The 26,354-nt window shown below is 69.4% G+C and carries 24 protein-coding genes; 11 read left to right on the top strand and 13 right to left on the bottom strand.

Annotated elements, in window-relative coordinates:
- Positions 1-3: 3 nt before the first annotated feature.
- A complete protein-coding gene (locus AAFN86_RS01845; RefSeq protein WP_347541499.1) occupies positions 4-1,209 on the top strand; it encodes an LLM class flavin-dependent oxidoreductase in 1,206 nt (401 codons plus the stop codon).
- Positions 1,210-1,575: 366 nt separating this feature from the next.
- Here the strand turns inward: AAFN86_RS01845 and AAFN86_RS01850 are convergent, their stop codons facing one another.
- The 9 genes from AAFN86_RS01850 to AAFN86_RS01890 all read right to left on the bottom strand — a co-directional run bounded on the left by AAFN86_RS01850 (position 1,576) and on the right by AAFN86_RS01890 (position 10,360).
- The gene (locus AAFN86_RS01850) at positions 1,576-2,547 is read right to left on the bottom strand and encodes a tripartite tricarboxylate transporter substrate binding protein (protein WP_347541500.1); all 972 of its coding nucleotides are present in this window, start codon (positions 2,545-2,547) and stop codon (positions 1,576-1,578) included.
- A 67-nt stretch (positions 2,548-2,614) separates the two neighbouring features.
- Entirely contained in the window at positions 2,615-3,766 is a 1,152-nt protein-coding gene (locus tag AAFN86_RS01855; RefSeq protein WP_347541501.1) for a thiolase C-terminal domain-containing protein, read from the bottom strand.
- 4 nt (positions 3,767-3,770) lie between these two features.
- Positions 3,771-4,187: a Zn-ribbon domain-containing OB-fold protein gene (locus AAFN86_RS01860; protein ID WP_347541502.1), complete on the bottom strand. Its 417-nt coding sequence runs from the start codon at positions 4,185-4,187 to the stop codon at positions 3,771-3,773.
- Positions 4,188-4,276: 89 nt separating this feature from the next.
- The gene (locus tag AAFN86_RS01865; protein WP_347541503.1) at positions 4,277-5,137 is read right to left on the bottom strand and encodes a glycosyltransferase family 2 protein; all 861 of its coding nucleotides are present in this window, start codon (positions 5,135-5,137) and stop codon (positions 4,277-4,279) included.
- Entirely contained in the window at positions 5,137-6,012 is an 876-nt protein-coding gene (locus AAFN86_RS01870) for a glycosyltransferase family A protein (RefSeq protein WP_347541504.1), read from the bottom strand. The genes AAFN86_RS01865 and AAFN86_RS01870 overlap by 1 nt, the downstream gene beginning before the upstream one ends.
- Positions 6,009-7,109 carry a glycosyltransferase gene (locus AAFN86_RS01875; protein ID WP_347541505.1) on the bottom strand — a complete coding sequence of 367 codons (1,101 nt, stop codon included), beginning with the start codon at positions 7,107-7,109 and terminating at the stop codon, positions 6,009-6,011. The genes AAFN86_RS01870 and AAFN86_RS01875 overlap by 4 nt, the downstream gene beginning before the upstream one ends.
- Complete coding sequence (locus tag AAFN86_RS01880; RefSeq protein ID WP_347541506.1) at positions 7,106-8,182, bottom strand: glycosyltransferase family 1 protein; 1,077 nt, start codon at positions 8,180-8,182, stop codon at positions 7,106-7,108. The genes AAFN86_RS01875 and AAFN86_RS01880 overlap by 4 nt, the downstream gene beginning before the upstream one ends.
- Positions 8,179-9,684 carry a flippase gene (locus AAFN86_RS01885; protein ID WP_347541507.1) on the bottom strand — a complete coding sequence of 502 codons (1,506 nt, stop codon included), beginning with the start codon at positions 9,682-9,684 and terminating at the stop codon, positions 8,179-8,181. Before AAFN86_RS01885 ends, AAFN86_RS01880 begins: the two co-directional genes overlap by 4 nt.
- 28 nt (positions 9,685-9,712) lie before the next feature.
- Positions 9,713-10,360: a sugar transferase gene (locus AAFN86_RS01890; protein WP_347541508.1), complete on the bottom strand. Its 648-nt coding sequence runs from the start codon at positions 10,358-10,360 to the stop codon at positions 9,713-9,715.
- 404 nt (positions 10,361-10,764) lie between these two features.
- Here AAFN86_RS01890 and AAFN86_RS01895 point away from each other — a divergent pair, with 404 nt between their 5' ends.
- A complete protein-coding gene (locus AAFN86_RS01895) occupies positions 10,765-12,402 on the top strand; it encodes a DUF6311 domain-containing protein (RefSeq protein ID WP_347541509.1) in 1,638 nt (545 codons plus the stop codon).
- Here AAFN86_RS01895 and AAFN86_RS01900 read toward each other — a convergent pair.
- Positions 12,389-13,351 carry a glycosyltransferase family 2 protein gene (locus AAFN86_RS01900; protein WP_347541510.1) on the bottom strand — a complete coding sequence of 321 codons (963 nt, stop codon included), beginning with the start codon at positions 13,349-13,351 and terminating at the stop codon, positions 12,389-12,391. The genes AAFN86_RS01895 and AAFN86_RS01900 overlap by 14 nt on opposite strands.
- A gap of 191 nt (positions 13,352-13,542) precedes the next feature.
- Here AAFN86_RS01900 and AAFN86_RS01905 point away from each other — a divergent pair, with 191 nt between their 5' ends.
- From AAFN86_RS01905 to AAFN86_RS01915, 3 genes are read left to right on the top strand one after another with little or no spacing between them, the layout of a single operon-like run.
- Entirely contained in the window at positions 13,543-14,352 is an 810-nt protein-coding gene (locus tag AAFN86_RS01905) for an SDR family NAD(P)-dependent oxidoreductase (protein ID WP_347541511.1), read from the top strand.
- The gene (locus tag AAFN86_RS01910) at positions 14,349-14,906 is read left to right on the top strand and encodes a carboxymuconolactone decarboxylase family protein (protein WP_347541512.1); all 558 of its coding nucleotides are present in this window, start codon (positions 14,349-14,351) and stop codon (positions 14,904-14,906) included. Before AAFN86_RS01905 ends, AAFN86_RS01910 begins: the two co-directional genes overlap by 4 nt.
- A gap of 25 nt (positions 14,907-14,931) precedes the next feature.
- Positions 14,932-15,915 (top strand): tripartite tricarboxylate transporter substrate binding protein, encoded by a 984-nt coding sequence (locus AAFN86_RS01915; protein ID WP_347541513.1) that lies wholly within the window; start codon positions 14,932-14,934, stop codon positions 15,913-15,915.
- Positions 15,916-16,093: 178 nt separating this feature from the next.
- Here the strand turns inward: AAFN86_RS01915 and AAFN86_RS01920 are convergent, their stop codons facing one another.
- Positions 16,094-17,059 carry a tripartite tricarboxylate transporter substrate binding protein gene (locus AAFN86_RS01920; RefSeq protein ID WP_347541514.1) on the bottom strand — a complete coding sequence of 322 codons (966 nt, stop codon included), beginning with the start codon at positions 17,057-17,059 and terminating at the stop codon, positions 16,094-16,096.
- A 234-nt stretch (positions 17,060-17,293) separates the two neighbouring features.
- Between AAFN86_RS01920 and AAFN86_RS01925 the strand changes: the two genes are divergently transcribed.
- The 6 genes from AAFN86_RS01925 to AAFN86_RS01950 all read left to right on the top strand — a co-directional run bounded on the left by AAFN86_RS01925 (position 17,294) and on the right by AAFN86_RS01950 (position 23,333).
- On the top strand, positions 17,294-18,208 hold the full coding sequence (locus AAFN86_RS01925; RefSeq protein WP_347541515.1) for an aldo/keto reductase: 915 nt from the start codon (positions 17,294-17,296) through the stop codon (positions 18,206-18,208).
- Entirely contained in the window at positions 18,198-19,553 is a 1,356-nt protein-coding gene (locus AAFN86_RS01930) for an MFS transporter (protein ID WP_347541516.1), read from the top strand. The genes AAFN86_RS01925 and AAFN86_RS01930 overlap by 11 nt, the downstream gene beginning before the upstream one ends.
- A gap of 316 nt (positions 19,554-19,869) precedes the next feature.
- Positions 19,870-20,061 (top strand): DUF4089 domain-containing protein, encoded by a 192-nt coding sequence (locus tag AAFN86_RS01935; protein WP_347541517.1) that lies wholly within the window; start codon positions 19,870-19,872, stop codon positions 20,059-20,061.
- The gene (locus AAFN86_RS01940; RefSeq protein WP_347541518.1) at positions 20,058-21,467 is read left to right on the top strand and encodes an AtzE family amidohydrolase; all 1,410 of its coding nucleotides are present in this window, start codon (positions 20,058-20,060) and stop codon (positions 21,465-21,467) included. The genes AAFN86_RS01935 and AAFN86_RS01940 overlap by 4 nt, the downstream gene beginning before the upstream one ends.
- A gap of 4 nt (positions 21,468-21,471) precedes the next feature.
- Entirely contained in the window at positions 21,472-21,858 is a 387-nt protein-coding gene (hpxZ, locus tag AAFN86_RS01945) for an oxalurate catabolism protein HpxZ (RefSeq protein WP_347541519.1), read from the top strand.
- A 44-nt stretch (positions 21,859-21,902) separates the two neighbouring features.
- The gene (locus AAFN86_RS01950; RefSeq protein ID WP_347541520.1) at positions 21,903-23,333 is read left to right on the top strand and encodes an NAD(P)/FAD-dependent oxidoreductase; all 1,431 of its coding nucleotides are present in this window, start codon (positions 21,903-21,905) and stop codon (positions 23,331-23,333) included.
- Positions 23,334-23,498: 165 nt separating this feature from the next.
- Here the strand turns inward: AAFN86_RS01950 and AAFN86_RS01955 are convergent, their stop codons facing one another.
- The gene (locus tag AAFN86_RS01955) at positions 23,499-24,236 is read right to left on the bottom strand and encodes a TorF family putative porin (RefSeq protein ID WP_347541521.1); all 738 of its coding nucleotides are present in this window, start codon (positions 24,234-24,236) and stop codon (positions 23,499-23,501) included.
- A gap of 426 nt (positions 24,237-24,662) precedes the next feature.
- On the bottom strand, positions 24,663-26,345 hold the full coding sequence (locus AAFN86_RS01960; RefSeq protein ID WP_347541522.1) for a thiamine pyrophosphate-dependent enzyme: 1,683 nt from the start codon (positions 26,343-26,345) through the stop codon (positions 24,663-24,665).
- Positions 26,346-26,354: the final 9 nt, after the last annotated feature.

Here is a 26,354-nt window from a genome sequence, read left to right on the forward strand (position 1 = left end):
TCCATGGCTCCGCGACGCCTGCGGTTCGGCATCTTCCTCGCCCCCTTCCATCGGGTGGGCGACAATCCGACGCTCGCGATGGATCGCGACATGGCACTGATCCAGTGGCTGGACTCCCTCGGCTATGACGAGGCCTGGATCGGCGAGCATCATTCCGCCGGCTGGGAATTGATCGCTTCCCCCGAGATCATGATCGGCGCGCTGGCCGAGAAGACCCGGCACATCACGCTCGCGACCGGCGTCACCAGCCTGCCGTATCACCATCCGTTCCTGGTCGCGCAGCGCATGGTGCAGCTCGACCACATGACCAAGGGGCGCGTCATCCTTGGCTGCGGGCCGGGCGCGCTGGTCTCCGATGCATTCATGATGGGCATCGACCCCGCGCATCAGCGGCGGCGGATGGATGAATCGCTGACCGCGATTATGCAGCTGCTGGCCTGCGAGGAACCGGTCACCATGCAGACCGACTGGTTCACGTTGCGCGAGGCGCGGCTGCACATGGCGCCGTATTCCGAGCCGCGCTTTCCGGTCACCGTCGCTTCATCCACCACGCCGTCCGGCGCGCTGGCGGCGGGCAAGCATGGCGTGGGCCTGCTCTCGCTCGGCGCGGGGCTGCATGGCGGCCCGAAGATGCTCGCCGAGCAGTGGCGCATGGCCGAGGGCGAGGCCGCCAAACACGGCAAGACCATGGATCGCCGCAACTGGCGACTGGTGGTGAACATGCATTGCGCCGAGGATGACGAGCGCGCCCTGCACGAGGTGCGTCACGGCGAGACGCTGGAGACGCTCACCTATTTCTCCGAGACGCTGGGGCGCCCGCCGATGCGCTCCGAGGATCCGCTGCGCGATGGCCTGGCGCAGGGCTCGACGCTGGTGGGTTCGCCCGACACCATCGCCGCCGGCATCGAGCGCCTGCTGTCCTTCACCGATGGCGGCACCGGCGGCATCCTGTTCCGCGCCCATGAATGGGCGGATCGGGAAGCGACCTGGCGGTCCTTCGAACTGTTCGCGCGCTGGGTGATGCCGCGCTTCCAGAAGTCCCTGGCCATGCCGCAGCAGTCGCGCGACTGGGTCAGCGAAAACCGCGAGACGATCCTGGCGCCGAACATCGCCGCGCTGAAGCAGGCCTTCCGCGATGCGGGGCAGGAGGCGCCGGAATTCTCGCGCCTGGAACTGCATACGGGGAAGGTCGATCTACCGACCTCGTGATTCGGGTTTGGGCACTGGAACGGGTTGAAGAATGGAGGGGTTTCACCCCTCCAGACCACCCCACCAAAGGCTTAAGGCCTTTGGAAACCTTCACTTGGCACAGGGCATGACGGTCAGGATCAATACCCGGAATCATGCCGGTGCACAGCGCGGTCTGCGTCATTGCCGCGAGCGATCCGCGAAGTGCGAAGTCGAGGTTTCCAAAGGCCTTAAGCCTTTGGTGGGGGCGTGAGGCACTGCCTCACGCGGAGGGGGCAAAGCCCTCTCCGGTTCTTCGTCATCCCCGGGCTATCCTGACGCCGATGCTCTTCGTCCATCATCGTCGCGCGGATGCGCAAACCCGCGGTCCGGCGGCACGCGCCGCGTTCAGTTGATGCGCAGCCCCAGCCGGCGGATCATCGCCCCTTCCTCCTCCATCGTCTGGCTGACCGCGGCCGTGTAGTCGGCCGAATTCTTGTAGATGACGGGCATGTCGTAGCGCGCCAGCACCTCGGCATGGGCGGGGTCGTACAGCGCCGTCTTGAACGCATCGTGCAGCACCCGCACCACGCCGGGGTCCATGCCCTTCGGGCCGGCGAGGCCATAGGGCGAGGCCGAGACGATGTTGATGCCGACCTCGCGCAGCGTCGGCACATTCGGGAAGCGCGCCGCGCGGTTTTCGCCCCAGGTCACCAGCAGGCGCAGTTGCCCGGCCTCGACGAGCGGCGCCCAGCCGGTGGAATCCGCATTCGCCTGGGTCTGGCCGGACAGCACCGCCTGGATGTTGTCCGCCCCTCCGCGGAAGGGCACATGCAGCCAATCAATGCCGTTCTCGGCCGCGATGCGTTCCATGGTGATGTGCAGCGTGCTGCCGACACCCGGCGAACCATAGGCGACCTTGCCGGGGTTCGCCTTGGCATGGGCCATGAACTCCTGCCAAGTCTGCCAGGGGCTGTCCGCCTTCACCACCACGCCGAACAGATATCCGGTCAGGTGGATGACATAGGTGAAGTCCTTAAGCGGATCCCAACCCGGGCGGGTGGACATCAGCGGCAGACGGAAGGCGGTGACTGGCAATTGCCCGATCAGATAGCCGTCGCCACGCGCTTCGGCGGCCATCATCTGCGCGCCGAGCGTGCCGGACACGCCGCTGCGGTTCTCGATGATGACGGGCTGGCCGAGTTGACGCTGCGCGATATCGGCGATCGAGCGCAACTGCCCGTCGGTGGACCCGCCCGGCGGCCACGGCACGATCAGGCGGATGGGGCGGCCCGGAAAGCCGGCCTGCGCCACGGCGGGCGCGGCGAGCAGCGTGCCGCCGGCGGCGAGCAAGGCACGACGGGTCGTCGTGACAATCATGGATTTTCCTCCCGTACGTTTCTTGGTGTCGGCCCCGCGGTCGTTGCCGCGAGGCCGAAGTCGCCGATCAGGGCTGCTGGTTGGACAGGATGACGGTGCCGGAGGCGGAGAACATCCCGCCCACGCCATGCGCCACGCTGGTCTTCACGCCCGGCACCTGCGCGGGGGCGGTGCCGCGCACCTGGCGCACACTCTCCTGCAGGGCGAACATGCCGTACATGCCGGTGTGGGTGTAGGACAGGCCGCCGCCATTGGTGTTCAGCGGCAGTTTCGCACCCGGGCGGGTATTGCCTTCCCAGATGAAGTCCTTCGCTTCGCCGCGCTTGACGAAGCCGAGGTCTTCCAGCCCGTACATCGGCAGATGCGCGAAGGCGTCGTAGATCATCAGGTGATCGACGTCGCTGTGCTTGATGCCCGCGGAACGGAAGGCTTCCGGCCCCGCCACGCGGAAGGCGCGGCTGGAGGTGAAATCCTCCATCTGGCTGACCATCGTGGTCTCGACCGATTCACCGCTGCCGAGGATGTAGCAAGGCTTGGTCGGGAAATCCTTCGCCCGCTCGGCGGAGGTGAGGATCAGCGCGCCGCCGCCATCCGTCACCAGGCAGCATTGCAGCAGCCGGAACGGGTAGGCGATCATCTTGCTGTTCAGCACATCGGCGACGGTGATCGGGTCCTTGAAGGCCGCGCGCGGGTTCTTCGCCGCCCATTCGCGCTGCACCACAGCGACCATCGCCATCTGTTCGTGCGTGACACCGAACTTCTTCATATAGCGCAGCACGGGGATGGGAAACAGCGTCGGCGGGCCCATCGGGCCGAAGGGGGCCTCGAACTGGCCATTCAGCGATTGCGGCTCGGGCGGGCGCGGGATGGGGTTGATGCGCGACTTGCCGCTTTCCCCATGGGTAATCAGGATGGTCTTGGCGTAGCCCGCATGGATGGCCGCGGCCGCATGGCGCACATGCAGCATGAAGGAACAGCCGCCGACACCCGTGCCATCGACCCATTTCGGCGTGATGCCGAGGTAATGCGCGACCTGCTGCGGCATCATCTGCCCCACGCAGGCCACGCCGTCGATGTCGGACGGCTTCAGCCCCGCATCGGCCATCGCGTTCAGCGCGGCATCGGCGTGCAGCATGATCTGCGCCATGTCGGGAATGGCGCCGAGCTTCGTGGTCTCGGCCGCGCCGACGATGGCGATCTCGCCTGGCTTGATCGTCATGGTCTCAGGCTCCCTTTGCCGGGCGGAACAGGGGCAGGGAGATGCTGTCATCCATCGGCACGAAGGCGACCTCGAGCGGCATGTCGAGCACCAGCGCCTCGGGCGTCTGCGGGCAGTCGATGATGTTGGTCATCATGCGCGGGCCTTCTTCCAGCTCGACCACCGCGATGGCGTAGGGCGGCTTGAAGCCCGGCACCGGGCGGTGATGGATGACGTAGGAATGCAGCGTGCCGCGGCCCGAGGCTTCGAAGACCTCGACATTGCGCGTGCCAGTATAGGGGCTGAAGGGGCGCGGCGGGAAATAGGCCTTGCCGGTATCGCCGCAGCGCTGCAGCAGCAGCTTGCCGTCCTTCGCGCCGTCCCAGAAATGCTTGGTCTCGGGCGTGGGTTCCGGCCGTGGACGGCCTGGTTCGAGCGTCATGCTGTCGCTTCCTCCTGCTTGGATGGAAGCATGTTCGCCCGGTTGCGCGCCCGGGGAAAGGGGGGCGTCCCGACCGTGCGGTCGGGCGGCTACAGGTCGAGGATGCGTTCCGGTGCCGCGCGCCCGCGCAGCAGGTCCCACAACCCCATCATGTTGCCCTGGAAACGGCCCCAGCGATCCGCCCAGGGTTCAGGCTTCAGCGACCGCACGAGGTTGGCCAGGCAATGCCGTGCCGCGCTCGGGATCGCATGGCTCCAGGGAAACGATCCCTTGCGTGCCAGGTAGACCGGGTTGACGACCTGCGAGTAGCCCAGCCGCTTCTGCTTCACCCGCCCGGATTTCGACCCCAGATGCACGCCGCGCGCGCCGGCCAGGCGCAGGATGGTGCCGTGCTCGCCCAATCGGCGCGTCACGTCGATATCCTCGTACCAGGCATAGAGCGGCAGGCGTTCATCGACGCGGATGCCGTGCGCGCGCACCGTCGCCATGCGGAACGCCATATTGCAGCCATAGCCGTTGAAATGCGGCGCCGCGGCGTTCGCATCGACCGGCGGCACATCGGCGGCGAGCAGCGCGGCACCTTCCTCCAGTGAATAGCCCGGCCCATTGGCGCCATCCGCGACGACGGTGCCGGTGGCGACCACCATGTCGGGATGCGCCGCGAAGGCGGCCTCCGTCACCGCGAGGAACTCCGGCGCGCAGAGAAAGTCATCGTCGAGGAACAGCACCACCTCGCAATCCGTCGCGGCATCCAGGATGGCGTTGCGCTGCTTCGGCAAGCCGGCGGCGGCGGTGATGAATTCGGCGCCGGTGCAGCCGGTGACGTCATCGGGCGTGACATGGCAGACGATGACGCGGTCGGGCGCCCGCGTCTGGCGTTGCAGATCCGCCAGCACCCCGGCGAGGATCGCCGGACGTCCGCGCGTGGCGATGCCGATGGCGATGCGCATCAGCCGGCCTCGGTCAGCGGCGCGACGGCGGCGGGGCGGCGGGCCTCGGGGGCGAGCATGCCGGCGAACCGGCCGCGAAAGGTCATCCAATAGTATCCCGCATCGTGCATCCGTCCGCGCAGCACGCTGGCCACCACGCCGCCGAGCGGCCGCACCAGGAAGGTGAACTGCGTCGAGACCGGCGCGCCATTGCGCCGCAGCGCGAAGCCGAGGCCGCGGCCGTAGCGTTCCGCCCGTTCCACCGCGACATCGGATAGCCGCTTGTCGGGATGAATGATGCGCAGCGCCGCGTTGTATCGCGCGGACAGCCCGCGCGCCATCGCGCGGCAGACCAGATCGTTGCCCTCGGCCGAACCAAAGGGGCTGCCGGGACCCATGCCCTCGTCGAAGCCTCCGAGCGCCAGAGCCGTCTCGCGGCGGAGGAAGATGTTGAACTCGATCACGCTGGTCCAGACATTCGCCAGGTCGATCGGCCCGCTTTCCGTCCGCCAGCGCCCCGACCCCAGCCCCCCCGCCGGCGATGCCGCCGGCCCGGTCAGCACATGCAGCGCCGCGTCGGCAGCGAAGGCCGCATCGACGCGGTCCAGCACGCCGGGCGGATACAGGCAGTCATCATCGGGGAAGGTCACGATCGCCCCGCGCGCATGGCGCAGGCCGAGGTTGCGCGCATGATTGGCGCTGCGGACCGACGAGCGCAGCCGGCGCAGCGGCAACCGCGCGGCATAGCCTGCCTCGATCGGGCCGAGCCGGTCATCGTCATTCTGATCGACGATGATCACCTCGAAATCGGTCCGGCCCTGCGCCAGCAGGGTGTCGAGCAGCGCCGCGACATCCGCATCGCGCCCCAGCGTCGCGACAACCAGCGAGAACCTCATCGCAGCGCCTCCTCCACCACGCGCCGCATCGCTGCGCGGAAGGCAGCGTGGCTGAAGCGCTCGGCATTGGCGCGGCAGGCGGCGGGCGAGATCGCCAGCGTGTCGAAGGCTTCGACCGCCGCGATGATGGAATCGGCGGATTGCTCCGCGAAGAACAGGCCGGTGTCACCGGGCAGCACGATGTCGCGCGCGCCGCCGCGGCCATAGGCGATGACCGGCGTGCCGCAGGCCTGCGCCTCGACCGTGGCGATGCCGAAATCCTCCTCGGCGGCGAAGACGCAGGCGCGGGCGGATTGCGTCAGGCGCACCAGTTCGTCGCCGCCCACGCGACCGCGCAATTCGACATTCGGCGCGCCGGCGGCCGCCGCCTGCACCTGCGGCATGTTCGGGCCATCGCCCACCACCACCAGCCTGCGGCCCGGCATGCGGCGGAACGCCTCGGCGATCAGCTCGATACGCTTGTAGGGCACCATGCGCGATGCGGTCAGGAAGAAGTCTTCCTTGGCGTCCCGCAGCGTGAAGCGTTCCACATCGACCGGCGGATGCACGACGACGCTGTCGCGTCGCCAAGCCTTGCGGATGCGCTCGCCGATATAGGTCGAGTTCGCCACCACTACATCCGGGTTCAACGCGCTGGAACGGTCCCACATGCGCATCCGGTGCAGCAGGCGTCGGGTATAAGCGCCCTTCAGCCCCGTCTCCATCCCGGCTTCGCGCAGATACTGGTGCTGCAGATCCCAGGCGTAGCGCATCGGGCTGTGGACGTAGCAGACATGCAACTGCCCGGGGCCAGTCAGCACGCCCTTCGCCACGGCGTGCGACGACGTCAGCACCAGGTCGTAGCCCGACAGGTCCAACTGCTCGATCGCCAGTGGCATCAGGCCGAGATACTTGCGGAAATGCTTCCGCGCGAAGGGCAGGCGCTGGATGAAGGTGGTGGTTACCGGCTTGCCACGCAGGAAGCCACGCTCGCCTTCCGCCATGAAGTCGCAGACCGCGAACAGGTCGGCCTCGGGCCATTCGGCGATCAACTGTTCGACGACACGCTCGGACCCCGCATAGGTGTCGAGCCATTCGTGGACGATGGCGACCTTCATGCGCCGAACCCCCGCAACTGCGCGAGCAATGCGCGCGCAGCCCTGTCCCAGGTGAAGTCGCGCGCCCGCAGCAACCCCGCGCTACGCATGCCGTCGCGCAAGCCATCCTCCTCGATCAAGCGCGTCAGCGCCTCGCCCAGCGTCGTGGGCTGCGCCGGGTCGAACCACAGCGCGGCCGGGCCGCAGACTTCCGGCACCGCGCCCGCATGCGCGGCGACGACCGGGCAGCCGCAGACCATGGCTTCCAGCGGCGGCAGGCCGAAGCCCTCATAGCGGGACGGGAAGACCAGGCAGAGCGCGTTTTCATACAGCGCGCGCAATTCGGCATCCGACACGCGGCCGAGCACGCGCCCCGCATCCGCCGCGACGCCGCCGCCGGCACGGAACACAGCCGGGTCGGCTGCACCGGCCACGGCGAGCACCAGCCCGTGCCGCCCGAGCACTTCCGCCGCCGCCGTCAGCGCCGAGAGATTCTTGTGCGCCGCCGGATTGCCCACCACCAGCGCGTAGCGCGCCGGCGCCAGCCCATGCTTCGCCAGCACGGCGCCATCGGCCGGGATACGCAGCACATGCTCGCCGCCTTCGGGCAGCACGCCGATCCCCGCGGCGTCCATGCCGAGCGCCGCGGCGATCCGCCCGCGTGAGAATTCCGACACGGTCAGGATCTTCGCCCCGCCGCGCGCCAGCCGCTTCTGCAGCAGCCGGTACCAGGTGCGAAAGGCGAGGGAATACGAGTCCGGCGTGTCGAAGGCCCCGGCATCGTGGATCACCACGGCCTGCCGCGACCCCGCGAAGACCGGTGCCGTATTGCCGAGGTTCACCAGCACGTCGCCGCGCAGCGCACGCGGCAAGTCGATCTGTTCCCAGGCCTGGCCGGACCGCGAACCGACCGGCTCGGCGCGGAAGGCGCGCAGCCCGGCATCGCGCGCACCGGCGGGGTGCAGCACCCGCGCGGCCGGCCATTCGCCCGCAACGGCCAGCGTGTCGGCGGCGGCCACGATCTCGGTGGCGAAGCGCTGCACGCCGGTCATGCCCTGGGTCAGGTAGCGACCATTGATCGCGATGCCGCTCATGCCAGCCCAACCCGCTTCAGCAGTGCCGCGCGGTCATCCTGCGGCGCGATGCGCCAGGCCAGGACCAGCACCGCCGCCAGCGTGACCCCCCCGACCAGCGCCGCCGCGACGAACCCCGGCACCAGCACTTCGAGCGCCAGCCCGCCCCCCGCCACCGCCAGCAGCGGCAGCAGCGCGCGCCCGGCCTCGGCCGCCGGCGGGTAGTACCGCGCCGCCAGCAGGAACCGCCCGGCGCAATCCGTCGCCGCGCGGGCCGCCCAGGCGATCGCCGCGCCCTCGATCCCGATGAGCAGCAGCAGCCCCGCACCCAGCGGCAGGAACACCGCTGCCTGCACCAGGGAGAAGGTCGCGGTCACCTCGGGTCGCCCGATTGCATCCAGCAGCACCCCCGGCACGAAGGCGAGGCAGGAGAAGAAGATCCCGACGCCGAGGATGCGCATCACCATCCCGCCGCCATCCGCGAAGGCGCTGCCGAGCCACAGCCACAGCAGCCAGGGGCCAAGCGCCACCAGCACCAGGCAGGCCGGCAGCACCAGCCCCGCGACGATCAGCGCGCCGCGGCGCAGCAGCAGCGCCGTGCGATCGGGCGCAGTGCGATAGGACGACGCGATGGCCGGCAGCAACGCCTGCGCCACCGCCACGGGCAGGATCCACATGCGCATGACGAGGTCGAGCGGTGTCGCATAGAAGGCCACCGCCGTCAGCCCGATCACCGCGCCGACGATGAAGCGGTCCGCATACAGAAGCATCTGGGTCAGCGCGCCGGACAGGCTCATCCAGCCGCCCTGGCGCAGCAGCGGGCGCAGCAGGGCAAAGCGCGGCCGGGACAGGCCGAGTCCCGGCACATCCCGCCAGGCGAGCGCCGCATAGGCGAGGCCGCTGACCAGCCGCACCAGCACCAGCGCCAACATCACGCCGACAAGGCTGTTCCAGGCCAGCAGCGCCAGCACCGGCCCCAGGTAGTAGAAGACGCTGACCGGCATGTTGACGATGTTGGCCGCGCGAAACCGCTGCCACGCCGCCAGCACGCCCCACAGCGCCGCATTCAGCACCACCAGCGGCGCGGCGACCGCCAGTACGCGGAAGGCGGCCAGCGCCTCGGCTTCCAGCGCCGGGGGGACGATCAGCACATGGTGGATCAGCAGCGGCATGACGGCATAGGCGATGGCCGCCATCACGGACGACAAGCCGAGCAGCGCCCAGATCGTCGCGCCAACCAGCGCCGGCGCGTCATGCCCGCGCCCTTCGCCGATCGCCTCCGACACCGCCCGCGTCAGCGCCATGCCGAGGCCGAGGTCGAATACCCCGAAGATGCCGACCATGGCGAGCGCGAGGGTGAACAACCCCCACCGTTCGGTGCCCATCAGGTGGACCAGGACCGGGGTGATCGCCAGGGCGATGACCAGGGGCACGCCGCGCCCCAGCGCATTCCACAACACCCCGGAAACAAGCCGGCGCCCGCCGGCCCGGTCTTCCGGGCCCTCGGACGCCGTCGCCGTCATCGGATGGGTTCCCTGGTGCGCCCGCGGCTCAGTGGGCGCCGCGGCGTGACAGCACCGCCACGGGGGTCTTGACCAGGATCCGCAGGTCCGCGAGCAGCGAGGGCTGCGACACATAGGCGACGTCGAGCGCCACGCGCTGGTCGTAGGAGGTCTCGGACCGGCCGGACACCTGCCACAGGCCGGTGATGCCCGGGCGGACCGTCAGGTAATGCGCCGCGGACACGCCGTAGTAGCGGTCGAGTTCCGCGGGCGTCACCGGGCGGGGGCCGACCACCGCCATCTCGCCGCGCAGGACGTTGATGAGCTGCGGCAGTTCATCGAGCGAGGTGGCGCGCAGGAAACGACCGATCCGGGTGATGCGCGGGTCGTTCTTCAGCTTGCGCGTGGCATCCCATTCGGCGCGGGCGGCCGGGTCGGCGGCCAGCAGCGCATCGAGGCGCGCCTGGCTGTCCACGACCATGGAGCGGAATTTGAGGCAGCCGAAGACGCGCCCGCCGCGACCCACGCGCGGATGCGCGTAGAAGGCCGGCCCGCCATCGGCGCGCACCATCAGCGACACGACCAGGAAGAAGGGCGCGGCCAGGATCAGCGCGGCGGAGGCGATGGCGATATCCATCGCGCGCTTGGCCAGCGGCGTGAAGCGGGCGGCGCGATAGCCGACCATGGCGCCGGACACGGCGCCTTGCGGGGGGAGGGGACCAACCGGAACGCTGGACATGATCGTCAACGGCCTTCTGGGAGCGCATCGCCGGCGGGGGCCGGCAACGGCCAAGTGGGTCTTCAGGCCAGTCTCGCCTTCCCATGTTCATGGGGGTTTGGACGATCCCGGCCTTCGGTTGATCCCGAATGTGTTCCTTGGCGCTGTCCGATTTGGGACCTGGTTGCGGCGGGATTGTGGCGGCGCAGCATGGTCGGGGCAGAATCTTCGACGCCTTGCCCAGCCTGTCGCGTCGCCCTAGACGGCTGATCTCCAAGGGGCGGTGGCGATCGTTCCGGGTGCCCACAATATATGGATCCGCCAAGGTTTTGCCCTGTTGACGGAACAGCGCCGCGATTTCGGCGCCGCGCCGATCCCAATCCGTGGAGTGCCGCCCCCTGTCCGCCCGTCTCGAGACCGTCCTTGCCTATGGCTTCGCGCTGCTGCTTGGCGCGGTGCTGGTGCTGGCCACCTTCCCGGTGGAGTTCCTGCTGCCGCAGGCGGGCGGTCCCTGGGCGCCGCAGGGCGATGCGGCCCAGCACGCCATCGCGCAGCGCTATTTCATCGGCGACGCCTGGGGCTGGCCGCCTTTGCACGTGGCGAACCTGCTGCCGCCGGATGGGCTGAACATCGCCTTCGCCGATGGGATTCCGTTGCTCGCGCTGCCGCTCAAGGCGCTGCGCGGCCTGCTGCCGGATGGCTTCCACGGCATCGGGCTGTGGTACGGCATCGCCTGGCTGATCCAGCCCGTCGCGGCGGTGTGGTGCCTGCGCGGGGCCGGCGAGACCCGGCTGGCGCCTGCCATCGCGGTGGCGCTGGCGGCCTCGGCCATGCCTGCCTTCATCAATCGCTACGGGCACGCCGCGCTGACCGGGCATTTCACGCTGCTGCTGGCGCTCGGGCTGTATCTGCGCCTGGCCCGCGCGCAGTCGGCGGGGCTGTGGGCGCTCGCCGTGCTGGCCGCGGTCGCGACGCTGCTCGTGCATCCCTATCTCGCGGCGATGGTGCTCGCGCTGCTGGCGGCAGTGCCCGCGACCCTGCTGCTGCGCGGGGACCGGGGCTGGCTCGGCGCCGCGGTCGGGCTGCTGGCCTGCGCGGGTGGGGTCGGTGCGACCATGGCCGGCTTTGGGTATCTCGGTGCGCAGGGCGATGGCGGGTATGGCGACTTCGCCCTGAACCTGCTCTCGCCGGTCTGGCCATGGCAGTCGTGGGTGCTCGGCGGGCTGGTGGGCGCCGAGGTCGACGCGACCGGCCATGGTGGGTGGGAGGGCTATAATTGGCTCGGCCTCGGGCTGCTCGCCGGCGTGCTGGCTGCTTCGGTGCTGGTCCCGATGGAGGCGCTGCGGATGCTGCGGCGCCATGCCGGGCTTGCGCTGGTGCTGCTGGGGCTGGTGCTGCTGGCGGCGTCCTTCCGCGTGGGGGCGGGGCGGGCCGTGGTGCTCGACCTTGGCCCGGCACCGGGCTTCCTGGAGCAGTTCCGCGCCTCCGGCCGATTCTTCTGGCCGGTGGGGGTGGCGCTGCTGGTCGGCACCATCGCGCTGCTGGCGCGGCTGCCGCGCATCGGGCCGGTCCTCGCGCTGGTGCTCGGCCTCGTGCAATTCGCCGATGCGCAGCCGAACCGCGCGGCGATCCACGCCTGGGCCTCGGTACGCACGCCCTGGACCGTGGATGCGCCCGCGCTGCGCCGCCTGCTGGCCGAGGCTGACGCGGTCGCCATGTTCCCCACCTGGCCCTGCGTGCCGAAGCCGGACACGCTCGGCGACCATGCGCGGCAGTTGCAGGTGCTGAGCCTGGCCGCCGAACGCCCGGTGCCGGCGAACACCATGTATGTCGCGCGCTGGCGGGGCGAACGGCCGCGCTGCGACGATGCAGCCATGATTGCCGCACCGCTCGCACCTGGTGAGTTGCGTATCGTCCTCCCCGGCGCGCGGGATGCGGCGCTGGCGACCATGCCCGACGCCGCGACGGCCTGCTCGCCCGTGGGCGACCTGCTCGCCTGCCGCCGGATCACTCCCCGCTGATGCGGCTCGGCAGGTAGCGTTCGGCGAAGTACAGCGGCCGCTGCTTCGTTTCGTTGAAGATGCGCCCGAGATATTCCCCGATGATGCCCAGCATCATCATCTGCACGCCGCCGAGGAACAGCACGACGGCGAGCAGGGAGGGATAGCCGGCGATCGGATTGCCGAACAGGATCGTGCGAACCAGCAACTGCGCGAGGTACATCACCGCGCCGACCGCCGTCAGCAAACCGACATAGGTCGCCGCCTTGAGCGGCGCCACCGTGAAGGAGGTGATCCCCTCCAGCGAGAAGTTCCACAGCTTCCAGTAGTTCCACTTGGTGGTTCCGGCAGCGCGCGGCGCGCGGTCATAGCGCACCGCCATGGAGGGAAAGCCGATCCAGGCGAACAGCCCCTTCATGAAGCGATGCTGTTCGCGCAGCTTCAGCAGCGCATCCAGCGCGCGGCGGGACAGCAGGCGGAAATCGCCGGTATCGGGGGGTAACTGCACCTTGCCGCCCAGGCGCTGCATGACGCGGTAGAAGCCGGCCGCCGTCGCCTTCTTCAGCCAGGTCTCGCCTTCGCGCGTATTGCGCTGGGCATAGACGACGTCGAAACCCTCCCGCCAGGTGGCGACCAGGGCGGGGATCACCTCGGGCGGGTCCTGCAGATCGGCATCGATGACGACGACCGCCTCGGCGCCGCGCGCATGGTCGAGCCCCGCCGTCAGTGCGATTTCCTTGCCGAAATTGCGCGACAGGTTGACCACGGCGACGCGCGGGTCGGTGGCCTGCAAGCCGGTCATGACCGCAAGCGTCGTGTCGCGCGACCCGTCATTCACATAGACGACCTCCCAGGCCATGCCGATACCGGCGAGCGCCTCGGCCAGGCGGCGGTGGAATTCGGGCAGGACCTCCTGCTCGTTATAGGCGGGGACGACAACAGAGAGCGTGGGCGCGACTGGGCTGGTCATGGGTCATCCGGTGGGCGGGTGGGGGCGGGCCCGCCCCCTCGATATCAGGAACAGCACCGATCGGGCCGAATCAAGGCAGTGACGCCGCACGCGCGCCGATCGACCGATTGATGCGGTCGCGGCGGGGTCGCCAACCGCTGCGAAGCCGCGTATGCCCGACCCCAACAACGCAATCATTCGCTGGAGGAAACGTGCTCGATCTCACAGGCAAGGCCGCCATCGTGACCGGCGCCGGCTCGGTCGGCCCGGGCTGGGGCAATGGCAAGGCGACGGCGGTGCTGCTCGCCCGCCAAGGTGCCGCGGTGTTCTGCATCGACAACAATCCGGAGGCGGTCGCCGAGACGGTCGGCCTCATCGCCGAGGAAGGCGGCCGTGCCCTGGCCCACACCGCCGACGTGACCGACAGCGACGCGGTGAAGGCCGCCTTCGATGCCGCGGTGGCAGCCTTCGGTCGGCTGGACATCCTGATCAACAATGTCGGCGGATCCCACCCCGGCAGCGCCGAGACCATGTCCGAAGCGGTGTGGGACCGGCAGTTCGACATCAACCTCCGCAGCGTCTTCCTCGGCTGCAAGCACGCCATGCCGCATCTGCGCGCGCAGAAGACCGCGGCGATCGTCAACATCGCCTCGATCGCCGCGCTGCGGATGAGCGGCGACCGCCCGCATATCGCCTATTCCGCTTCCAAGATGGGCGTCATCGGACTGTCCAAGTCGGTGGCGATGGACCAGGCGAAGCACGGCGTCCGCTGCAACACCGTCATCCCCGGCCTGATGCATACGCCGCTGGTGGAAAGCCGCCTGCTGCGCCAGCTCGGCGCCAATGACGCCGCTTCCTTGATCGCCAAGCGCGATGCGCAGGTGCCCACCGGCAAGATGGGCACCGGCTGGGACGTGGCGCATGCGGTGCTGTTCCTCGCCTCCGACGAGGCCGCCTACATCACTGGGACCGAGATCATCGTCGATGGCGGCATCTCCGCCATGATGCCGGGGGCCGCATGAGCACGCGCTTCCCGCCCATCCCGCGCGAGCAGCTGGACGACGCCCAGCGCGCGGTGTTCGACGCCATCGCCTCCGGCCCGCGCGGCGGCGTGGTCGGCCCGTTCAACGTGCTGCTGCGCGCCCCGGCCGCCGTCTCCGATGCGGCGCAGCAGCTCGGCGCCGGTTTGCGGTTTTCGGGTGCGCTGGACGACCGGCTGCGGGAGATCGCGATCCTCACCGTGTCCCGCCGCTGGTCGGCGCAGTTCGAATGGTTCGCGCATCACCCCATCGCGGTGAAAGCGGGCGTCGATCCGGCGCCGCTGGAACGGTTGCGCCAGGGCGGCGATCCCGGTTTCGCCGACGCGACCGAACAGCTGGTGTGGCGCCTGTCGCGCGCCGTGCTCGACCGAGGCCGGCTGGACGATGCCGAATTCGCTGCCGGGCGCGACGCGCTGGGCGAGGCGCAGTTGGTCGAGCTGCTGGCCGTGCTCGGCTACTACACGCTGCTGTCCTTCATCCTGAATGTCGGGGAGGTCGCGGTGCCGGAGCCCAAGCCCTTCCCCGAAGCGACCTGAACGAAGCAGCCGGGAGGAAACCAGAATGACCATCCGCCATACGCGCCGCGCGCTGCTTGGCGCCGGGCTTGCCACGCTGGCCGCGCCGGGCATCGCCTGGACGCAGGGCAGCCTGGCCGGCAAGACCATCGTGCTCGTCGTGCCATCGCCGGCCGGCGGCGGCACCGATTTCTCCGCCCGCCTGGTCGCGGAACCCTTCGGCCGGGCGCTGGGGGCCACCATGGTGGTCGAGAACCGGCCGGGCGGGAACGACGTGGTCGGGTTGTTGTCGGTGCTGCGTGCGCCGCCCGACGCCACCACGCTGCTCTGCGGCTATTGCGCCACCATGACGGCGCGCCCGGCGATCGGCGGCCTGGGCGAGATCCAGCCCGTGCGCGACTTCCAGGCGGTCGGGCAGATCACGGACACGCCGCAGCTTTTCGTGACGCACCCCACCGTGCCGGCCAATACGCTGCAGGAATTCATCGCCCTGGCGAAGCAGCAGCCTGGGCAGATGAACTATGCGTCGGCCGGCATCGGATCGATGCACCACATGGGCACGGAATACCTCAAGCACCGTGCCGGGATTGATCTGGTGCACGTGCCCTATCGCGGTACCGGCGAGACCATCCGCGACCTGATCGCCGGACGCATCCAGTTCTACATGAATTCCCCGCCGCCGCTGACGCCGCTGGTGCGCGACGGCAAGCTGCGCGCGCTGTGCGTCAGTTCGAATGAGCGGCATCCCGGGCTGCCGGACGTGCCTTCGGCGGCCGAGCAGGGGATGCCCGATACCGGGCTGAATGTGTGGTTCTCGGTGTTTGCTTCGCGTGGCGTGCCGGCAGCGCAGGTCGCCTTGCTGTCGGAGAAGCTGCGCGAGGTCCTCTCCAACCAGGGCGTGCGCGACCGCGCCTTCGCCGCCGGTGCGCTGGTCGCACCCAGCACTGCCGAGGCGCTGGCCGACCGGGTGGCGCGGGAGACGGAGAGCTGGCGGCAGATCGCGCGGACCGCGAACATCACGGCGGGGTGACCGCCCGATCCGGCCGGTTCCCTAGGACTCAGGACCGGGCGCCGCCGCACCCAAAGCGCCCTTCCCACCCCGGCGCCAATGTCCCGCGGTCCAGGGACCCGTTGGTCCCTGGCGGGGTGGTTCGGAGGGGCGGCGCCCCTCCGATCGTCGCACCCAACAGGCAGCGCCCCTGCCGCCGTCACCCCTGTGCGCTGAGGTTCAGGTCCGTCGCGATCGTCTCCCACTCCCGCAGGCTGCGGGCGATGTCCTCGCGGAATTCCGCCGGCCCGAGCCAGGCCGGGATGGTATCGATCTCGAGCAGCCGGCGCTGCGTGTCGGGGTTTTCCATCACCTTGCGGAACAGCGCGGCGCTGCGGTCCAGGATTGGCTGCGGCACGCGAACCGGCGCGAGCAGCCCTATGAAACCTGCGAAGGCGAAGCGGCGGGAGAAGCCGGCCGCCTCCATCAGCGGCACGCTCGGCAGCGACGGCAGTGGCCGAGTCCCCGACAGGCCGATCGGGCGGATGCGTCCCGACCGGATCGCCCCGCCGCTCGCCGCCATGGAGTGGAAGGCGCAGGCGACGTTGCCCGCCAGCATGTCCTGCAGCATTGGCCCTTCGCCGCGATAGGCGACATGGGTCATGTTCAGCCGCGCTTCGTCGGAGAACATCTGCCCATAGGCATGGCCCGAGGAGCCCGGCGCGTAGGAGCCGAAGGACAGGTCCCGCCCGCGTGCCCAGGCGACAAATTCGGCAAGCGTGTTGCCCTGGGTGGAAGGGGAGGCGCAGAGCACCAGCGGCGTCACGCCGAGCTTCCCGATGGGCGCGAAGTCGGCGACCGGGTCGCAGGGGAAGCGCCGCAGCACGACCGGGGAGGTCACATGCGTCGTGATGGTGAACAGCATGGTGTAGCCATCGGGCGTGGCGCGTGCGGCGGCCTCGGTGCCGATCAGACCGCCGGCGCCACCGCGGTTGTCGATGACGATGGGCTGGCCGAGCTCGGCTGCCATGGGTTCGCCGATCAGCCGTGCCCACAGGTCGGTGGAGCCGCCGGGCGGGAAGGGGACGATCCAGCGGATCGGCCGGTCCGGCCATGTTCCTTGCGCCGTTGCCGGGCGCGCCAATGCGGCGACAGCCCCCAGTTGCAGGATGGTCCTGCGTTGCATCGTGTCCGCCTCCCTTATTGCTTGCCGGAAGGCTAGCCGGGCGGGAAGTCGCGGGGCAACACGCCCGGGGGATGATGCGGGATCGGATTATTGCGCGCTGATACACTTGCCGCCCTTGCAAGGGTTCACGCCTCCGTCAGTATTGCGAACCAAGCGCAAGCTGGACCTTGTCAGCGCAAGAATGCCGCAGCCTCGTGCGGCCAATCCTCAACGCCCCGCTCGAAGGACGTGATCATGACCCCATGCCGCAGGACCCTCCTTCTTGGCCTGGCCGCCGGTGCCGCCGGCCTCGCCTCGCAGCCGGCCGCAGCGCAGGCCGCGCCGCTGCACAAGAAGCCCATCCCGAGCAGCGGGGAGATGATCCCGATCATCGGCCTGGGTTCGGCCCGGCGGTATGAGGAAGCCAAGACCGAGGCGGACATCGTCCCGCTGCGCGAGACCTTCGCGCGCTTCCACGCCCTGAATGGCACGGTGGTGGACACCGCGCCGTCCTATGGCGATGCCGAGGCGATCATGGGCCGGATCATGGCCGACCTGAACATCCGCCGGGACCTGTTCGTCTGCACCAAGGTCGGCGTCGATACGCCGGAACAGGGCCGTGCGCAGATCGCCCAGGCCTTCGAGAAACTGCGCACCGACCGGATCGACCTGTTCGCCGTGCACAACATGCGCGACATCACCAACCAGCTCGCCTATCTGCGCGAACTGAAGCAGGGCGGGCGCATCCGCTATGTGGGTGCCACCACATCCTTCGACCGCCAGTACGAAGCCTTCGAGGCGATGATGCGGCGCGAGACGCTGGATTCCATCCAGATCGACTACGCGCTCGACAACCGCAATTCGGCGGAACGGATCATCCCGCTGGCCGCCGAACGCGGCATGGCGGTGTTCATCAACCTGCCCTTCGGGCGCGGCAGCGTGTTCCGCGCGACGGAAGGCAGGGCGCTGCCCGCCTGGGCGGCCGAGATCGACGTGACGACCTGGGCGCAGTTCATGCTGAAGTATCTCGTCTCCCATCCCGCCGTGACCTGCGCGGTGCCGGGCATGGCGCAGGCGCGGTATGTCGATGACAATCTGAAGGCCGCGCAGGGCCGCATGCCCGATGCCGCGATGCGCCGGCGGATGGAGCAGTTCATCGATGGCCTCTGACCTCGCCGCCGGCCAGGCGGAGGGGGTGCTGTTCCGGCTTCTGCGACGGGTGATCGACGTTCGCCCGGCTGAGGCGCGCGCGCTGGCCTGGTCCTGGCTGTACGTCTTCGCGCTGTTCCTCGCCTACTACGTGCTGCGCCCGATCCGCGACGAACTGGGCGTGGCCGGCGGCGTGCGGAACCTGCCCTGGCTGTTCACCGGCACGCTGCTGGCGATGCTCGCGGCCAACCCGCTGTTCGCCTATGCCGTGCGGCGCTGGCCGCGCGAGACCTTCATTGCCGTCGCCTACCGCTTCTTCATGCTGAACCTACTGGTCTTCATGCTGCTGCTGATGATGGCGACGCCGGACCAGCATGTCTGGATCGGCCGTGCCTTCTTCATCTGGGTGTCGGTGTTCAACCTGTTCGTCGTCTCGGTCTTCTGGTCCTTCATCGTCGATGTGTTCGACGCGGAACAGGGCAAGCGGTTGTTCGGCTTCCTGGCCGCGGGGGCCACGCTGGGGGGCATCGCGGGGTCGGCGCTGACTTCGGGCTTCGTCGAGCGTATCGGGCAGAACTGGCTGCTGCTGGCGTCGATCGCGTTGCTGGAGGTCGCGGTCTTCGCCGCACGCCGACTGTCACTGGTGAGCGACGCGTTCCGCCATGTCGGGCCGGCCGATGATCCGCACCGGCCCCTCGGCGGGGGCATCTTCGCGGGCATGACGCATACGCTGCGCTCGCCCTACCTGTTCGGCATCGCCGTCTTCATCCTGCTGTATTCGGTCACTTCGACCGTGCTGTATTTCCAGCAGGCCAGCATCGCCGAGGCGAATTTCCCGTCCCGCGCCGCGCGCACCGCCTTCTTCGCCGACATCGACTTCTGGGTGAACGTGCTGACGCTGGGGCTGCAATTGTTCCTGACCGGGCGGCTGACGGCCTGGCTTGGCGTGGCGGTGATGCTGACCATCCTGCCCGCGCTCAGCATCTTCGGCTTCGCCGCGCTGGCGACCTGGCCGACCGTCGCGGTGTTCGTCGTCGTGCAGGTGGCGCGCCGCGTGAGCAACTTCGCCCTCGCCCGGCCGACGCGGGAGGTGCTGTTTACCGCCGTCCCGCGCGAGGATCGATACAAGGCCAAGAACTTCATCGACACCGTGGTCTATCGCGGCGGCGACCAGGTCGCGGCCTGGAGCTACGCCGGGCTGATCGCGCTCGGGCTGAGTCTGACCGGGATCGCCGCCGCCGCCGTGCCGATCTGCGTCGCCTGGGCGGGGCTGAGCTTCTGGCTCGGCCGGCGGCAGCAGGCGCAGGAGGCGGCGGCGATCCGGGCAGCAGCGTTGGCAGAGCCGGGCAGGGGCGTCGCAGCATGAGCGCCGGGCCAGGATAGAAGGTTGGAGGGGCGCTGCCCCTCCAAGCCACCCCGCCAGGAGCCAGCGGGCTCCTGGACCGCGGATTTTTGGCGACCGGCGTCGGGGGGCGGTTAGCCGCGACCTGATGTTGGGCCGAAGGACCACGGAGCCGCGCCCGCATGCCCAACACCAAGTCCCCGCGGTCCAGGGGCCCGTTGGCCCCTGGCGGGGAGAGGTTCGGAGAGGGGCGGCGCCCCTCTCCGACCTGCATCATGTGCCGCCCTTGCATGACGATTGCATCCCCCTCGACACCACCTGCCCCGAGGCACGCACCATCATGACCACGCCCCCTGACCCCGAGGCCCTGATGGCCGTGCTGCTGCCGGCCACGGGCATCCCGCTCGACCCCGCCTGGCGGGCGGCGGTGGCGGCGAATCTGCGGGTTGCGGCGGGGATTGCGGCGAACCTCCAGCGCTTCCCGCTGCCCGATACGACTGAAGCCGCCCCGGTCTTCGAGCCGGGCCGATGAGCTTCGACACGCTGCTCGACCGCGATGCGGTCGGCATCGCCGCTGCCTTCCGCGCGGGCGAGGCGCGTGCGGCCGAGATCGCCGAGGCCGCCATCGCCCGCATCACCGCGCGCAACCTGGTGCTGAACGCCTTCACCGATGTGACGGCCGATCGCGCGCGCGCGGCGGCGGCCGCGCTGGATGCGGCGCGGGCGGGCGGGGATGCGCTGGGCCCGCTCGCGGCGGCACCCTTCGCGGTGAAGAACCTCTTCGACATCGCCGGCCTGCCGACGCGAGCCGGATCGCTGATCAACCGCGACCGCCCACCCGCCATCGCCGACGCCACGCTGGTGACGCGGATGGAAGGCGCCGGCGCGCTGCTGCTCGGCGGGCTGAACATGGGCGAATATGCCTATGACTTCACAGGAGAGAACGCGCATGACGGGCCGTCGCGCAATCCGCATGACACGACGCGGATGACGGGGGGGTCTTCCGGCGGGTCGGGTGGCGCGGTGGCGGGTGGGCTGGCGACCATCGCGCTGGGGTCGGACACCAACGGATCGATCCGCGTGCCATCGTCCTTCTGCGGCACATTCGGGCTGAAGCCGACCTATGGGCGGCTGTCGCGCGGGCATTCCTTTCCCTTCGTGACTTCGCTCGATCATGTCGGACCGCTGGCGCGGTCGGTGCGCGACCTGGCGGCGTCCTACGACGCGATGCAGGGGCCGGACCTGCTCGATCCCGGCTGCACATCACGCGCGGCCGAACCCATCGGGCAGGGATTCGAAGCCGGCAGTGCGGGGCTGCGCATCGCACGGCTTGGCGGCTGGTTCGCCCGTAACCGGATGGCGGAGAGCGATGCGGCGCTGAATCTTGCCTGCACCGCCCTCGGCGTCACGGCCGAGGCCGAATTGCCCGAGGCGGAACGCGCGCGCGGCGCCGCCTTCCTGATCACCATGGCCGAGGCCGCCGAGTTCCACCTGCCGCGCCTGCGCGAACGCCCCGGGGATTTCGACCCGGCGGTTCGTGACCGGCTGATCGCCGGCGCATTGTTGCCGGCATCGTGGGTGCAGACGGCGCAGCGCTTCCGGCGCTGGTTCGCCGCGGCGGCCGCGACGCTGTTCCGGGACCACGACATCCTGCTCGCGCCGGCGACGCCGATGTCGGCGCCGTTGCTCGGGACGCAGACCGTCACGCTCGATGGGGTGGAACTGCCCTTGCGGCCGAATATCGGGGTCTATACGCAGCCAATTTCCTGCATCGGCCTGCCGGTCGTCGCCGTGCCGCTGTGGCCGGCGGGCCGGCACTTGCCGCTGGCCGTGCAGGTGATCGCCCCCGCCTGGCGCGAGGACCTGGCCCTGCGCGTCGCCCGCCAGATGGAACGCGACGGCATCGCCCGCGCGCCCGTCGCCGCCTTCGGAGCCTGACCGCATGGACATCGACATTCCCGAGGTGAAGGCCGAGGTCGAGGCCGTCTTCGCCCGCTACGAGACCGCGCTGGTGACCAACGACGTGCCGGTGCTGGACGCGTTGTTCTGGGAGAGCCCTTCGACCGTCCGCTTTGGCGGTGGGGAGAACCTGTTCGGCGCCGCGGAGATCGCCGCCTTCCGCGCCGCCCGTTCCCCGGCCGGATTGGCGCGCGAGGTGCTGCGGACCTCCATCACCACCTATGGGCGGGATTTCGCCACCGCCTCGATCACCTTCCAGCGCGTCGGCAGCAGCAAGATCGGCCGGCAGCAGCAATCCTGGGTGCGCTTTCCCGAGGGCTGGCGAGTGGTCGCCGCCCATGTGAGTCTCATCGACCCGCTTGTTTCGTGACCGCTTGCCTGTGAATTGAGCGCAGGCGTCTGCCTTGGATGACCATGACCACACCCCGCACGCTGCTTGACCTTGAAGCCGATGTCGCCCGCGACCTCGACCTGACTGCTCATCCCCGCGCGCCCTGGCTGGTGCCCAAGGCCGCCGGCGGACGGCCGGTGCTGGACTGCCTGGTCATCGGGGGCGGGCAATGCGGCCTGGCTGTCGCCTTCGCGCTGCGGCGCGACAAGGTGGACAACATCCTGGTGATCGACCGCGCCGAGGCGGGGCGGGAAGGGCCCTGGGTCACCTATGCGCGCATGCATGCGCTGCGCTCGCTCAAGGACCAGACGGGGCCGGACCTGCGCATCCCGTCGCTGACCTACCAGGCGTGGCACGAGGCCCAGTTCGGCGCCGCGAGTTTTGCCGCCATGACCCTGATCCCCAAGGCGTTGTGGAACGACTACCTGGTCTGGTTCCGCCGCGTCACCGCGCTTCCGGTGCGCAATGGGGTGGTGGCTGGTCGCATCACGCCGGGGCGGACCGATGACGGCCTGGCCTGCCTGTCGGTGGAGACCTCCGATGGGCCGATGCTGGCGCGCAAGGTGGTGCTGGCGACCGGGCAGGAAGGTGTGGGCGGTCCCTGGATGCCGGATTTCGTCACCGCGCTGCCCAAGGCGCTGCGCGCCCATGCGTGGGAGGAGATCGATTTCACGCGGCTGCGCGGCAAGGTGGTCGCGGTGCTCGGCGCCGGGGCCTCGGCCTTCGACAATGCTGCGACGGCCTTGGAAGCCGGCGCGGCCGAGGTCCACCTGTTCTGCCGCCGCGCCGAGCCGATGGTGGTGCAGCCCTATCGCTGGCTGACCTTCGCCGGGTTCCTGCGGCATATGGGCGATATGCCCGATGCCTGGCGCTGGCGCTTCATGGCGAAGATCCTCGGCATGCGGGAAGGCTTCGCGCAGGGCACCTATGACCGTGCCAATGCGCATCCGAACTTCACCATGCAGATCGGCCGGCCCTGGACCGGGGCGCGGGCCGAGGGTGGACGCGTGGTGCTGGAGACGGCGCGGGGGGATTTCACGGCGGATTTCGCGATCTGCGGTACCGGCGTGCGGATGGACCCGCGGGCGGTGCCGATGCTGGCCGGTTGCGCCGGGAACATCGCGCTGTGGTCGGACCGCTACACGCCGCCGGCCGAGGAGGCGAATGAGCGCCTCGGTGGGTTTCCCTATCTGGGGCCGGATTCGGCGTTCCTTGAGAAGCGGGTCGGAGAGACGCCGTGGATCCGCGACATCCATCTGTTCGGCATCGGGACGTCGATGTCGTTCGGGCCGGCCGGCAGTTCGATCAACGCGATGGCGATCGCCGCTCCGCGCCTCGCGGCCGGCATCACGCGTGGATTGTACGAAGCGGACCTGCCGCGGCTGTATGCCGATCTTGAAGCCTACGACGTGCCGCAAGTGGTCCTGGAGGAAGCAAGGCTGGCCGTCGGGTAGGGCGCGTCGCGCCCCGAGGCTCAATGAAAACAGCCCGAGGCATCCGCCTCGGGCCGCGAGCGCAAGGCGCTACCGCGCCCAGACCATCAGACGTCCCCGGCGCGCCAGCCCATGGCGCGAAGGCAAGGCGGGCGGTTGCCCGCCGCCCGCCGTCTGAGGCCCAGGTTAAAACGTCCAGCTGACCGAGGCGATGAAGCGGTTGTCGCAGACCTTCAGCCCACCGCATTCGCTCTGGCTGATGTTGGTGCCGTAGAAGCCGACCGCGGCCGAGAAGCCCCAATGGATGGGGATGGTCGCGTAGACGCTGTAGGCCAGGTAGTCCGGCGCGCCGAAGCGGGCGTTGTTCTCGATCCACTGGTAGCCGATGCGGCCCGACAGCACGATGTCGAGTACAGGGGTCTTCCAGTCGATACCCGTCTCAAGCCAATATCCATTGCCCGAGGAGCCGAAGAAGTCCGGTGAGAACGCCGCCGTTCCGACGAAGGTGACCGGCTCCAGCTCATACTTCAGCTTCAGGATCGCCTCGCCGAACGCCAATTGATATTGGCCCGGCTGCTCGGAATATCCGGGGTAGCCGTAGTAGACGCCGCTGATGTCGAAGGTGAAGCTGTCGATCGTGCGACGATAGCCGATGATGCCGTCGACTTCCTGTCGCGCATCGGTGTTCGGGAAGGCGACGTTGCTGGCGAAGGTGCCGATGTAGACGCCGCTCTCATGCGACAGTTCCAGGCTGCCCTGCACGGCCGGGCGGCTGCGCGTCTGGCTGATGTTGCGGAACACATAGTCCGAGGTGCCCGTTACGGTGCCGGTCGCGGAGAAACCGCTGCCGAGGTCCACCTGGGCCATGGCCGGGGCGGCGAGCAGGCCGAGCCCAAGGGTAATGGCGACGATCTTCTTGAGCATGTGGGCGTCCGATCCTTCTCAGTTGCGTCGCCGTCGCGACGTCAAGGGAGCACCCGGTCACCGGGTCTTCCCCTCCCAAGCCGAACTGAGCAAGCCCCGTGCCGCGAAACGGCCATCCTGGTTGATGTTGCTTGACCTGCGGGGCGATGCGGCAAACGAGACACACCGGCCGGTCCTGGAGCATCCTGCGCTCGCATGCGCTTACGCCACATGCTCGAGCCTAATGTTTTGAGAGCATCTTCACGCGACCGGATGATTCCATCTGAACGCGATCTGCTCCGGGCTCGGATACCGCGTGTCTGACCGGCCGTGGCACAACGTGCCGGCGGTGGCCGCAAAGGGTCCATGTGCGGATGAAGGCGGCAGTGCAAAGGCGCCGCAAAGGGGGCGCCGCCGGGTGCCCGGCGCGCCCCCCCTTGGGGTCGATCAGGCGGGGACGGGCAGTGGCATGGTGCGCTTCCGCCAGGCCGAAGCCTGTACTGCCGAGGATTTCACATGCACCACGACCGGCCGGTCGGTGATGGCGAACGCCGCCGCCAGGGCAGGTTCGATCTCCTCCTCGGTCTGCACGTCGAAGGCGGCGGCGCCGAAGGACTTGGCCCAGGCGATGAAGTCCGGGTTCACCAAACCGATGGCCCGGTCATAGGGCCGGCCAGGGTAGCGCACCTCATGGTGCATGCCGATCGTGCCGTAGCCGGAATTGTCGGACAAGATGATGACCGGGGCCACGCGCTCGCGCATGGCGGTGGCGATCTCGTTGCCGGTCATCAGGATGCCGCCGTCGCCGACGAAGGCGACCGCCCGCTTGCCCGGCCGCCGCAACGCCGCAGCCACCGCCATCGGCACCGCCGAGCCCATGGCGCCTACATTTGAGGCAAGAAAGACGTGAGTTTGCTTGAACGGAAAATACCGATGCAGGAAGGAGGAGAAATTCCCCGCATCGGACGTCACCGCCGCATCGGCCGGGATGTGGCGTGACATCGCGGCGCAGACGGCGCCGAAATTCACCCCGTCCTCCATCTTGTCCCATTCCGGGGCAAGCAGCCCGCGATGGATGGTGTTCAGCCCCTTCACCCAGGCCTTGCGGCCCTCGGTCGCCTCCGGCGCGTTGCGTGCCAGCAGGCCACGGATCACGGCATGCGGGTCGGCGGCGATCGGCAGGTCAACGCGCCAGACGCGGCCGATCTCGTTCGCATCGGGCCAGACCTGCACCAGCGGCAATTGGGGCTGGGGGGCGGCGGGGAAGGTGTAGGACTGGCTGATGGAATCCGACAGGCGCTCGCCCAGGCAGATCATCAGGTCGGACTTCTTCATCTCGTCCAGCAGCGGCTTCGGCACGCGGATGCCCATGTATCCGCCGTAGTTCGGATGCCCGGCATCGAACAGATGCGGGCGGCGATGCGTCGGGCTGATCGGCAGCGACCAGGCCTCGGCCAGGCGCGTGAGGTCGGCGAGCCCCTGTTCCCCGCAGGCCGCCATGGCCCCACCCACCAGCACCAGCGGGCGCTCGGCATTGGCCAGCATCTCCGCGAGCTGGTCGAGATCCTCGCTGCGCGGCCCCGATTTCGGCAGGGCCGAAGGCTGCACCACCGGGCCTTCGGCGGGCTGGTCGAAGATGTCCTCGGGCAGGATCACTGCGACCGGGCCCGGCGTGCCGGATTGCGCGAGGTGGAAGGCGCGCGCGATCACTTCACTCGCCTGGATCGGCTGGATCACTTCCATCACGCCCTTGGTCACGTCGGCCAGCAGGCGGGAATAGTTCTGTTCCTGCAGCGCGAGGCGACCGACATCCTTGCGCTCGACATGGCCGATCAGCGCGACCAGCGGCGTGGCGTCGTGAAAGGCGGTGTGCAGCCCGATCATTGCATTGGACACGCCCGGCCCGCGGGAGACCAGCACGACCCCCGCCCGCCCGTCGCGCATGCGGCCATCGGCGGCGGCCATGAAGGCGGCCCCGCCTTCGTGCCGGCAGACGACCAGGCGAATGGAGGGCACCTCGGTCAGCGCGTCGGTCAGGCCGAGATAGGATTCCCCCGGGACGCAATAGATCATGTCCACGTCATGCGCGGCGAGGCTCTCGGCCAGCAGGCGGCCAACGGTGCGGGTCATGGGGCGTTC

Origin of the sequence: Roseomonas sp. CAU 1739 (genome assembly GCF_039839775.1) — a bacterium.
In the GTDB taxonomy this organism is placed as follows: domain Bacteria; phylum Pseudomonadota; class Alphaproteobacteria; order Acetobacterales; family Acetobacteraceae; genus Neoroseomonas.

Excerpts from the sequence above, each read along its gene's own strand:
- AAFN86_RS01845 (WP_347541499.1), top strand. The coding sequence starts at position 4 with ATGGCTCCGCGACGCCTGCGGTTCGGCATCTTCCTCGCCCCCTTCCAT.
- AAFN86_RS01850 (WP_347541500.1), bottom strand. The coding sequence starts at position 2,547 with ATGATTGTCACGACGACCCGTCGTGCCTTGCTCGCCGCCGGCGGCACG.
- AAFN86_RS01855 (WP_347541501.1), bottom strand. The coding sequence starts at position 3,766 with ATGACGATCAAGCCAGGCGAGATCGCCATCGTCGGCGCGGCCGAGACC.
- AAFN86_RS01860 (WP_347541502.1), bottom strand. The coding sequence starts at position 4,187 with ATGACGCTCGAACCAGGCCGTCCACGGCCGGAACCCACGCCCGAGACC.
- AAFN86_RS01865 (WP_347541503.1), bottom strand. The coding sequence starts at position 5,137 with ATGCGCATCGCCATCGGCATCGCCACGCGCGGACGTCCGGCGATCCTC.
- AAFN86_RS01870 (WP_347541504.1), bottom strand. The coding sequence starts at position 6,012 with ATGAGGTTCTCGCTGGTTGTCGCGACGCTGGGGCGCGATGCGGATGTC.
- AAFN86_RS01875 (WP_347541505.1), bottom strand. The coding sequence starts at position 7,109 with ATGAAGGTCGCCATCGTCCACGAATGGCTCGACACCTATGCGGGGTCC.
- AAFN86_RS01880 (WP_347541506.1), bottom strand. The coding sequence starts at position 8,182 with ATGAGCGGCATCGCGATCAATGGTCGCTACCTGACCCAGGGCATGACC.
- AAFN86_RS01885 (WP_347541507.1), bottom strand. The coding sequence starts at position 9,684 with ATGACGGCGACGGCGTCCGAGGGCCCGGAAGACCGGGCCGGCGGGCGC.
- AAFN86_RS01900 (WP_347541510.1), bottom strand. The coding sequence starts at position 13,351 with ATGACCAGCCCAGTCGCGCCCACGCTCTCTGTTGTCGTCCCCGCCTAT.
- AAFN86_RS01910 (WP_347541512.1), top strand. The coding sequence starts at position 14,349 with ATGAGCACGCGCTTCCCGCCCATCCCGCGCGAGCAGCTGGACGACGCC.
- AAFN86_RS01915 (WP_347541513.1), top strand. The coding sequence starts at position 14,932 with ATGACCATCCGCCATACGCGCCGCGCGCTGCTTGGCGCCGGGCTTGCC.
- AAFN86_RS01920 (WP_347541514.1), bottom strand. The coding sequence starts at position 17,059 with ATGCAACGCAGGACCATCCTGCAACTGGGGGCTGTCGCCGCATTGGCG.
- AAFN86_RS01925 (WP_347541515.1), top strand. The coding sequence starts at position 17,294 with ATGACCCCATGCCGCAGGACCCTCCTTCTTGGCCTGGCCGCCGGTGCC.
- AAFN86_RS01930 (WP_347541516.1), top strand. The coding sequence starts at position 18,198 with ATGGCCTCTGACCTCGCCGCCGGCCAGGCGGAGGGGGTGCTGTTCCGG.
- AAFN86_RS01935 (WP_347541517.1), top strand. The coding sequence starts at position 19,870 with ATGACCACGCCCCCTGACCCCGAGGCCCTGATGGCCGTGCTGCTGCCG.
- AAFN86_RS01940 (WP_347541518.1), top strand. The coding sequence starts at position 20,058 with ATGAGCTTCGACACGCTGCTCGACCGCGATGCGGTCGGCATCGCCGCT.
- hpxZ (WP_347541519.1), top strand. The coding sequence starts at position 21,472 with ATGGACATCGACATTCCCGAGGTGAAGGCCGAGGTCGAGGCCGTCTTC.
- AAFN86_RS01950 (WP_347541520.1), top strand. The coding sequence starts at position 21,903 with ATGACCACACCCCGCACGCTGCTTGACCTTGAAGCCGATGTCGCCCGC.
- AAFN86_RS01955 (WP_347541521.1), bottom strand. The coding sequence starts at position 24,236 with ATGCTCAAGAAGATCGTCGCCATTACCCTTGGGCTCGGCCTGCTCGCC.
- AAFN86_RS01960 (WP_347541522.1), bottom strand. The coding sequence starts at position 26,345 with ATGACCCGCACCGTTGGCCGCCTGCTGGCCGAGAGCCTCGCCGCGCAT.